Consider the following 8,740-nt stretch of genomic DNA (forward strand, 5'->3'; position numbering starts at 1 on the left):
CGTGTGCTCTATCCAGCTGAGCTATATGGACGTGTCTGATATATGATTATAGCCCGATCAAAGTCGAACTGCAATCCCTTATTTAGTTTTTTTTGAGGTGGCCGTTGTAACGCAACCTTAGGAGGCGTGTGCTCTATCCAGCTGAGCTACGGGGACTTATTAAATTATTATAGCACTGTGGACTCGAACAATCTACCGCTTAGGAGGCGGACCCTCTATCCTGGTGAGGTACGGGGGCAGGTTGCGGTTTTGATGCGGCGGGGACTCCCTCCGGACAAAAGAACTGACCGTATTGTAGCCTACCGCGCCCCATTTGTCAATCAACGGCTCCTACGAGACCAAGTTACAGAGGCTATGCAACTTGGTTACAGTTTCCCACCTTTCCTATGGGTATGATAAAGGCAGAAAAGAGGAGTTCTCCCAGAACTCCAGGCCCCCACAGAAAGGAGAACCGTATGAGTATCCTGCAACATCTCTTCTGCATCGACATCAACCTGGGCGTACGAAACTACCAGAGCACCCCAGGCGCGGTTTTGCTGGACGTTCGCCCCCGCCGGGAACACGCCATCCGACGTATCCCGGAGAGCCAGAATCTCCCCCTGGATGATCTGGATCAGGCCGGTACCCTCCTGCCTGACCTCCATCAGCCCATTTTCGTCTACGCCTACGGCGGAGACAACAGCGCCAAGGCTGTGTCCCGACTCAAGGCCATGGGCTACACCCAGGTCCATGACATCGGCGGTATCAAGCGCTGCTGCGGCAACCACGGCTACCAGGGCCCCAGCGAGGGGTACGGCTGGAACCGTCCTGCCGATCTGTAACCACATGAACGAAGCCCCGGCTGCCAATGCAGCCGGGGCTTCGGTTTTGGGGAAAGGGTTTAAAAAGAGGGGTTCTTATTCCAGATTCAAGTGGCGGCTCAGCATCCGCAGGGTGAGGCAATAGAGGACGGCGCAGTAGACCACACTGAGAAGAACACTTCCCCACATAAAGATGTGGAAAAACTCTATCCTTTGGTCGATGGCTGCGGCCCAGTTCCAGCTGAGCTGATCCAGCACAGGGATGCCCAGCAAGAAGAGGACGCTGGTCACCATCTGCACAGCCACCTGGATGGCAAAGAAGAAGACCACCGACAGGAGCATTTTATGCTGGGCAAAGCTGTGGCCAATGGCCAGAGGCGCATAGAAAGACAGGCAGAGGCCCAGGCAGGACACCACCGCCAGGACCAGCAGCTCCACCACAACGGCGATGCCGTTGCCCAGCAGGTAGGCATCCAGCTCCCGCATCATGGTCTGGATAAACTCTGCCAGCCCCTGGAAGGCAGACAGATCCGCCAACAGGGTGACCATGGCAATGGCATCAATGACGACCGCCCCGGCAAACCAGACCGTGGAGACGATGAGCTTGGACCACACCAGCTGGTGGGGGGACACCGGCAGGGTAAACATCACATACCCCTCGTCCGCCAGCAGATTGCTGCGGAAGCGGAGGATCATCAGGACCCAGGCCACCACGAAAACCGCCATCACGGACAGGACAAAGCCGATGCCCATAAGGCCGGTGAGAAAGGCGGTGAACCCCTCCAGGAACTGGTTGCCCATGGCCAGGTTGTGGGTCCAGGCACCCATAAGCCGGGTCCCCAGGGCCAGCACCACCGTGAGCAGATACAGGGGCAGCATCACCCGGGCCGTAGCCCGAAACTCGTGTTTCAATAATTTCCTCAGCATTTGTACACCTCCCGGAACAATGCGTCCACGCTCATGCCCCGCTCTTCCCGGATGGCATCCACCGTGGACTGGAAGAGGACCTTCCCCTGGTGGATGAAGATCACGTCGTCCAATACCTTCTCCACGTCGGCGATCAGGTGGGTGGAGAGGATCACCGAGGCCTCCGGGTTATAGTTGCGGAGGATGGTGTCCAGAATATAGTCTCGAGCAGCCGGGTCCACGCCCCCAATGGGTTCGTCCAGCAGGTAGAGTTTGGCCTCCCGGCTCATGGCCAGAATGAGCTGCACCTTCTCCCGGTTGCCCTTGGAGAGCTGCTTGAGCCGGCGGTCCGGGGCGATTTCCAGCCGGTCCAGCATCTCCTGGCAGCGGCTGCGGCGAAAGTCGGGGAAAAAGTCCTCATAGAAATCCTGCAGCTGCTTCACCGTCATCCACAGGGGCAGGCTGGGCCGCTCCGGCAGATAGGACACGAGCCCGTGGCTCTCTCTGCCCGGCCGGTTCCCCTGGATGAAGATCTCTCCCGCCGTGGGCACCAGCAGGCCGTTGGCCAGCTTGATCAGGGTGGTTTTTCCGCTGCCGTTGGGGCCCAGAAGACCCACGATCTTTCCCGGCTCCACAGTCAGGTCCACGCCGTCCAGGGCCACGGTGGGGCCAAACCGCTTCATCAGGCCCTTGCATTCCAATACGTTCATCAGGTACTCTCTCCTTCCTGTTCCATGAGTGCCAGCAGGTCCCGTCCCCGGAACCCAAGCCCGGCCATATCCTCCAGAAACCCCCGCACCCGCGCCCGGGCCAGGGTGGTTTTCAGGTCCTGGATCCGTTCCAGATCCTCTGTAACGAACCGCCCGGCGGTCCGCTGGCTGAACACCAGTTCCTGCCGCTCCATCTCCATGAGGGCCCGCTGCATGGTGTTGGGGTTCACCCCGGCCTCTGCGGCCAGCTCCCGCACCGGCAGCAGACGCTCCCCCGGCCGCAGCTGCCCGCTGACGATCTGCCGCTGCAGCTGGGTGATCAGTTGGGCGTAGATGGGGATGTCATCACGAAAGTCCCACGGCATCTTCATCCCTCCGTTCCTTTGTGTCATTGTACTAACCACTTAATACAATAACACAGAAGTGGGATTTGTCAAGGGTTTTTTCTTCCCGCGCAAAAAAACTGCCTGCCCCCTCCCCCAGAAAGGGGGAAAATAACCTTGCAATCCCTTATTTCTAATAGTATAATAGAGGGCTGTCAAATGAAGAAACCATGGAATTCATATAGATAATGAGGTGCAGACCTGTGCAGAATCAATCCCTGAGAAACATTGCCATCATCGCCCACGTTGACCACGGCAAGACCACCCTGGTCGACGAAATGCTCAAGCAGGGCGGCGCCTTCCGGGAAAACCAGGACGTGAAAGACCGGGTCATGGACTCCGGCGACCTGGAACGGGAGCGCGGCATTACCATCCTGGCCAAGAACACCGCCATCCAGTATGGCGACGTGAAGATCAACATCGTGGACACCCCGGGCCACGCCGACTTCGGCGGCGAGGTGGAGCGTATCCTGAAGATGGTCAACGGCGTCATCCTCCTGGTGGACGCCGCCGAGGGCCCCATGCCCCAGACCCGTTTCGTCCTCTCCCGGGCCCTGGACCTGGGCCACCGGGTGATCGTGGTCATCAACAAGATCGACCGCCCCGACCAGCGCATCCACGAGGTCATGGACGAGGTGCTGGAGCTGCTGCTGGACCTGGACGCCACCGACGAGCAGCTGGACTCCCCCATGCTCTTCTGCTCCGCTCGCCAGGGCATCTGCTCCCGGGAGCCCGACGTGCTGGGCACCGACCTGAAGCCCCTCTTTGAGACCATTCTGGACTACATCCCCGCCCCGGAAGCCGAGGCAGACAAGCCCTTCCAGATGCTGGTCTCCTCCATCGACTACAACGAGTTCGTGGGCCGTATCGCCATCGGCCGGATCGAGCAGGGCACCATCAAGCAGAACCAGGAGATCACCGTCTGCAACTATCACGATCCGGAGCAGACCCGCAAGGCCAAGGCGGTGAGCCTCTACCAGTTTGAAGGTCTGGCCCGGGTCCCCGTCACCGAAGCCACCGCCGGCAACATCATCGCCATGTCCGGCATCGGCGACATCACCATCGGCGACACCGTGTGCGCCGCCGGCCTGGCCGAGCCCCTGCCCTTCGTAAAGATTTCCGCTCCCACCATGGAGATGACCTTCTCCGTGAACGACTCCCCCTTCGCCGGCAAGGAAGGCAAGTACGTCACCTCCCGGAACCTGCGGGACCGCCTCATGCGGGAGACCCTGAAAGACGTCTCCCTGCGGGTGTCCGACACCGACAGCACCGAGGCCTTCAACGTAGCCGGCCGGGGTGAGATGCACCTGTCCATCCTCATTGAGACCATGCGCCGGGAAGGCTATGAGTTCCAGGTGTCTCCCCCCCGTGTGCTCTATCAGGAGATCGACGGGGTACGCTGCGAGCCCATGGAACGGCTGGTGGTGGACGTCCCCTCCGACGCTGTGGGCGCTGTCATCGAAAAGATGGGCTCCCGGAAGGGCGATCTGCTGGAGATGACCCCTGTGGGCACCCGGATGAAGATCGAGTTCCTGGTCCCCGCCCGGGGTCTCTTCGGCTACCGCAACGAGTTCCTCACCGACACCCGTGGCGAAGGCATCATGGCCTCCGTGTTTGACTCCTATGCCCCCTACAAGGGCGAGCTCAGCCGCCGGAACTCCGGCAGCCTCATCGCCTTTGAGACCGGCGACTCCGTGACCTATGGTCTGTGGTCCGCCCAGGAGCGGGGCGCCCTGTTCATCGGGCCGGGCGTGCCGGTGTACGGCGGCATGGTGGTAGGCGAGACCCCCAAGAGCGAGGACATCACCGTGAACGTCTGCCGCAAGAAGCAGCTGACCAACATGCGTGCTTCCGGTTCCGACGAGGCCCTGCGTCTGGTGCCGCCCCGTCAGATGAGCCTGGAGCAGTGCCTGGAGTTCCTGGCCGACGACGAGCTGCTGGAGGTCACCCCCCAGAATCTCCGTCTGCGTAAGCGCATCCTGAACCACGAGATCCGCATGAAGGCCCTGAAGGGCAACAAGAAATATCAGAACCTGTAACCACACAAGAACCCCCGGCGCTGCGTGATGCAGCGCCGGGGGTTCTTTTTTCTCCTGGGTCGGAGAGGCTCAGGCCTCTCCCATCATCACGTTATAGATGTTGACTGCGTTGTTGCCCCGCTTGCCCTGGACCTCGGGGGTGTCGTAGCCCACGGGGATGCCATAGCTGGTGCAGATCTTCACCCCGGCAGCAAAGGCGGCGTCGGTGGTGTAGAGGTCGGGGTTCTCGCTCTTCCAGTTGGTGTAGACCTTTTTGTAGCTGCCCCGGAACTCCTCGCTGATGGTCATGCCCTCGGCCTTCTGCACCTGCTCCTTGGTGATGGCCGCAGAGGACCCGGCCACTTCCAGGTAGTTTTCCACCAGGTTCTTGATGCGGTTATAAGAGGTCCACTGCATACAGCCCAGACCGAAGCAGCTGCCCCGGCCGTTGGCCCCGCCGGGGCCCAGCTCACAGATCATGTCATAGACCGAGGCAACGCTGAAGCCGTCGTAGATATACTGCCCCGAGTAGAGGTTCCGGTAGTCATAGTGCTCGTCCATGTAGCGCAGATAGTCCGGCTCCATCTCGGGATTGGCGATGTAGGCAGAGCTCTCAAAGATGCCGCAGGCCCCCTCCTCCTGGATATTACCCAGGGCGCCCGCCACAAAGGCAGGCTCAAAGCCGTCGTCCAGCATCACCTGGGCCATGGCGGTCAGGGTGTCCTTCTTGGGCAGCTTCGAGTTCTCCAGGTTGCGGATCATCATGGGGATGGTCACCCCGCCCTCCGGCACCACCGTCTCGCAGAAGCGGTAGAAGATCACCGCTGCCTGGGCCCGGGTGGCGGTCCCCTTGGGGACCAAGGTAGTGGAGGTCATACCGGTGATAATCCCCTCTGCGTTGGCCCAGGACATCGCCTGGAAGGCATAGTCACTGATGGTCCACACATCGGTGTAACCAGAGAGGTTCCCCTCGTCGGAGGTGTTGTAGCCCTGGAACTGGGCATACCGGTAGAGGAAGGTGGCCATTTGCTCCCGGCTGATGGCTTCATTGGGCTTGAACAGGTTGCCGTCGTAGCCCTTAACGATGCCGTTGGCAGAAGCCCAGGTCACCGGCTGTGCATACCAGGTACCCTTGGCTACGTCTTGAAACCCGGAAGAACCGGTGACCGCCGGTTCCCCTGCCATGCGGTAGAGAATGGTGACGATCATGGCCCGGGTGATGGTCCCCTCCGGGAGAAATTGATCGTTTTCCATCCCGTCCATAAGGCCGGCGTCGTAAACATATTGGATCTCCTCTCTGGCCCAGTGGCTGGCGGGCACATCCCCAAAGGGATAGGTGCCGGCGGCCAAAGCGCCGGGGAGGAGGGAGACGGCCAGGCACAGGGCCATGACCATACTGATCACACGTTTTTTCATAGGATGCTCCTTTCTTTTGGGGCAGAAAATGCTAGGTTTATCATACCAGAAATCCCACCCCATGAAAAGCCGCCGTCCAAGATTTTGTCCCAATTCCCGGGGAAACGCCCCACCCCCCTCTCGTGTCAAGCGAATGACACAAAATGGGGAAACGAAGTAAAAAGCAGTATTACGCTTTAGATTTATGTATGTTTTCAAAGTTCATAGAAGACATTTGCAAAAAATGAAATGAGCTACCTAAATACATGGTAGCTCAGCTGGTAAAACTTATTTAGTTTTTGTTGGGTCATTCATTACGTAGCTTTGTCCTTTTTGGAGAGTAGGTGGAAAAGGTTCGCCTTTTACAACGGTTCTTTCAACACCTGTTTTACCTCCACGAGGACCAACAATTCCGTACTGACCTGATTTTGGAGCAGACTGTCCCGGTTTGAATTTATTAGCCATAGTGTTCCTCCTTCCTTGATTATTAGCACACTTGCCAAGTGAGTGCTAATAGCAGTATAGACCTATATATGCAAAAAGTCAATAGAAGGAACACTATATATAGTCATAAATATAAGAAAGGAGGCTTTTATGGCGTATGTACCCGTACCGAAGGATTTAACAAAGGTCAAGACAAAGGTTGCCTTTAACCTGACAAAAAGGCAGATCATTTGCTTTACGGCAGCCTTAATCGCAGGGCTGCCTGTTTTCTTTCTCCTAAAGGGAAGCGCAGGAACAAGCCTTTCGGCTTTTTTCATGATTTTAGTGATGCTTCCCTTTTTTCTATTTGCCATGTATGAAAAGCACGGACAACCCCTTGAGGTCGTCTTAAAGCATATCGTGCAGACAAAGTTTATCAGAAAGAAAGAACGTCCATACAGGACGAGAAACTATTATGCCCTGTTAATAAAGCAGAGAAAACTTGAAAAGGAGGTATTTCATATTGTTAAAGGACAAAACAAAGAAAAAAAACAGCGTAAAAAATAAACGAAAGCTTACAGGAAGCGAAAAAAAGCAGATTGCAGAGCTTATCCGAAAGGCAAAGCCGGATAAAAAGGCATCTTCTGCGCAGGAGAGCATCCCCTACCTTTCCATGCACCCGGACGGGATATGCAGAGTAGCAGAAAACAGATACAGCAAGTGCATTTCCTTTTCCGACATCAATTACCAGCTTGCAGGAGCAGACGATAAAACCGCTATCTTTGAAAATTGGTGCGATTTTCTAAACTACTTTGATTCTTCCGTGGATGTGCAGCTTTCCTTTATCAATCAGGGAAGCCGAGGAGAAGCAAAAGCCGCAATCGAAATTCCAGTGCGTGATGATGGCTTTCAGTCCATAAGAAGCGAGTATCAGGCCATGCTTTCTAATCAGCTTTCCAAAGGAAACAACGGTCTTGTAAAGCTGAAATTCGTAACATTCAGCGTGGAAGCGGAAAATATGAACGCGGCAAAGGCAAGGCTTAACCGCATTGAAACGGATATGTTAAACAATTTTAAGGTGCTTGGAGTAAGTGCTCATGCCATGAATGGCTACGAAAGATTAAAAACCCTGCACGACATCTTTCACCCGGAGGGAGAACCCTTTTTCTTCTCTTGGGATTATCTTGTACCGTCGGGATTATCGACAAAGGACTTTATCGCACCGTCCTCTTTTTATTTCGGAGAAGGCAGAACCTTTCGCATGGGCAGTAAGCTTGGTGCGGTAAGCTTTCTTGAAATATTAGCCCCGGAACTAAACGACCGCATCCTGTCCGACCTTTTGGATCTGGAAACGGGAATGATTGTAAACCTGCATATTAAAAGCATCGATCAGGCGGAGGCGATTAAAACCATAAAGAGAAAAATCACCGACCTTGACAAGATGAAGATTGACGAGCAGAAAAAGGCGGTCAGAAGCGGCTATGACATGGATATTATCCCGTCCGACCTTGCCACATACGGAGGCGAAGCGAAAAATCTCTTGCAGGATTTACAGAGCAGAAACGAAAGAATGTTTCTTGTTACCTTTCTTGTGGTGAATATGGCGGACAGCAAAAGAAAGCTGGACAACGATATTTTTGCCGCCGCGGGAATCGCACAGAAATATAACTGTGCCTTAACCCGTCTTGACTTTCAGCAGGAGGAAGGGCTGATGTCAAGCATCCCGCTTGGAAGAAATGAAATTGAAATTCAAAGAGGACTTACCACCTCAAGCACCGCCGTATTCATTCCCTTTATCACGCAGGAGCTTTTTCAGGGCGGAGAAGCGCTTTACTACGGGCTTAACGCTCTTTCAAACAACATGATTTTATGCGACAGAAAGCAGCTCAAAAACCCGAATGGGCTTATCCTCGGAACGCCCGGTTCCGGTAAATCTTTTGCGGCAAAGCGTGAAATTACAAACGCCTTTTTAATCACGGATGATGACATCTATATCTCCGATCCCGAAGCCGAGTATACATAGAAATAGTTGGTTTCTCCGTTTTGCGTAAATATTTTCGTTCCCCAGTAAAAGAGAAATCCCGTCAGTAAAACAGGGATAATTA

The 8,740-nt window shown here is 55.4% G+C and carries 8 protein-coding genes and 1 pseudogene; 4 read left to right on the plus strand and 5 right to left on the minus strand.

The window, feature by feature from the left end:
* The first annotated feature begins 455 nt into the window (after nucleotides 1–455).
* Nucleotides 456–821, plus strand: a complete 366-nt coding sequence (locus SOR61_RS00340; protein ID WP_320610720.1) for a rhodanese-like domain-containing protein — start codon at nucleotides 456–458, stop codon at nucleotides 819–821.
* 75 nt (nucleotides 822–896) lie between these two features.
* Here the strand turns inward: SOR61_RS00340 and SOR61_RS00345 are convergent, their stop codons facing one another.
* Genes SOR61_RS00345 through SOR61_RS00355 form a run of 3 tightly spaced genes read right to left on the minus strand, consistent with a single transcriptional unit; the run spans nucleotide 897 to nucleotide 2,781 of the window.
* On the minus strand, nucleotides 897–1,727 hold the full coding sequence (locus SOR61_RS00345) for a hypothetical protein (protein ID WP_320610721.1): 831 nt from the start codon (nucleotides 1,725–1,727) through the stop codon (nucleotides 897–899).
* Entirely contained in the window at nucleotides 1,721–2,416 is a 696-nt protein-coding gene (locus SOR61_RS00350) for an ABC transporter ATP-binding protein (protein ID WP_320610722.1), read from the minus strand. The genes SOR61_RS00345 and SOR61_RS00350 overlap by 7 nt, the downstream gene beginning before the upstream one ends.
* Complete coding sequence (locus SOR61_RS00355) at nucleotides 2,416–2,781, minus strand: GntR family transcriptional regulator (protein ID WP_320610724.1); 366 nt, start codon at nucleotides 2,779–2,781, stop codon at nucleotides 2,416–2,418. The genes SOR61_RS00350 and SOR61_RS00355 overlap by 1 nt, the downstream gene beginning before the upstream one ends.
* Before the next feature lie 221 nt (nucleotides 2,782–3,002).
* Between SOR61_RS00355 and typA the strand changes: the two genes are divergently transcribed.
* Entirely contained in the window at nucleotides 3,003–4,838 is a 1,836-nt protein-coding gene (gene typA, locus SOR61_RS00360; RefSeq protein WP_320610725.1) for a translational GTPase TypA, read from the plus strand.
* 69 nt (nucleotides 4,839–4,907) lie between these two features.
* Here typA and SOR61_RS00365 read toward each other — a convergent pair whose 3' ends face one another.
* Complete coding sequence (locus tag SOR61_RS00365; protein WP_320610726.1) at nucleotides 4,908–6,233, minus strand: phage tail tip lysozyme; 1,326 nt, start codon at nucleotides 6,231–6,233, stop codon at nucleotides 4,908–4,910.
* 267 nt (nucleotides 6,234–6,500) lie between these two features.
* A complete protein-coding gene (locus tag SOR61_RS00370; RefSeq protein WP_287551758.1) occupies nucleotides 6,501–6,677 on the minus strand; it encodes a YjzC family protein in 177 nt (58 codons plus the stop codon).
* Between the two features lie 129 nt (nucleotides 6,678–6,806).
* Here SOR61_RS00370 and SOR61_RS00375 point away from each other — a divergent pair, with 129 nt between their 5' ends.
* On the plus strand, nucleotides 6,807–7,202 hold the full coding sequence (locus tag SOR61_RS00375) for a PrgI family protein (RefSeq protein ID WP_320610727.1): 396 nt from the start codon (nucleotides 6,807–6,809) through the stop codon (nucleotides 7,200–7,202).
* A pseudogene (locus SOR61_RS00380) lies at nucleotides 7,159–8,652 on the plus strand (VirB4-like conjugal transfer ATPase, CD1110 family); the annotation flags it as partial. The gene SOR61_RS00375 and the pseudogene SOR61_RS00380, both read left to right, overlap by 44 nt.
* Nucleotides 8,653–8,740 lie beyond the last annotated feature (88 nt).

Source organism: Evtepia sp., assembly GCF_034090835.1.
GTDB lineage: Bacteria > Bacillota > Clostridia > Oscillospirales > Oscillospiraceae > Evtepia.

What these genes read in the sequence shown, in the direction of transcription:
- SOR61_RS00340 (WP_320610720.1), top strand. Translation starts at nt 456, where the DNA reads ATGAGTATCCTGCAACATCTCTTCTGCATCGACATCAACCTGGGCGTA.
- SOR61_RS00345 (WP_320610721.1), bottom strand. Translation starts at nt 1,727, where the DNA reads ATGCTGAGGAAATTATTGAAACACGAGTTTCGGGCTACGGCCCGGGTG.
- SOR61_RS00350 (WP_320610722.1), bottom strand. Translation starts at nt 2,416, where the DNA reads ATGAACGTATTGGAATGCAAGGGCCTGATGAAGCGGTTTGGCCCCACC.
- SOR61_RS00355 (WP_320610724.1), bottom strand. Translation starts at nt 2,781, where the DNA reads ATGCCGTGGGACTTTCGTGATGACATCCCCATCTACGCCCAACTGATC.
- SOR61_RS00365 (WP_320610726.1), bottom strand. Translation starts at nt 6,233, where the DNA reads ATGAAAAAACGTGTGATCAGTATGGTCATGGCCCTGTGCCTGGCCGTC.
- SOR61_RS00370 (WP_287551758.1), bottom strand. Translation starts at nt 6,677, where the DNA reads ATGGCTAATAAATTCAAACCGGGACAGTCTGCTCCAAAATCAGGTCAG.
- SOR61_RS00375 (WP_320610727.1), top strand. Translation starts at nt 6,807, where the DNA reads ATGGCGTATGTACCCGTACCGAAGGATTTAACAAAGGTCAAGACAAAG.